At 39.2% G+C, this 268-nt stretch carries 1 protein-coding gene; it reads left to right on the forward strand.

Annotated elements, in window-relative coordinates; translation table 11 throughout:
- The coding region (locus tag SB679_RS24495) for a hypothetical protein (RefSeq protein ID WP_410704871.1) at positions 1-268 on the forward strand (268 nt) is incomplete at both ends.

Raw genomic sequence — 268 nt, forward strand, 5'->3', positions numbered from 1 at the left:
GTGAAAAATAATCAGTTTGTTCAATTCCAAGACAATGATGTGATACTGCAGACAGGATCACCAGTCTTTGACGCAATTACCTTTGAGTTGTGGGGAGCGTTATTGAATGGTATAAGCCTTTGTTTAGTCAGCAGAGAAATCATCCTTTCGGCAGATCGGCTTGAAAAAGAAATCTCGTCTCAAGCAACTAGTATCATGTGGCTGACTGTAGCTTTATTTAATCAATTAGCGCAAGAAAAGCCAGAAATGTTTAGGAAACTGCGGTATT

The organism is Chryseobacterium sp. SIMBA_029 (genome assembly GCF_046535275.1).
GTDB lineage: Bacteria > Bacteroidota > Bacteroidia > Flavobacteriales > Weeksellaceae > Chryseobacterium.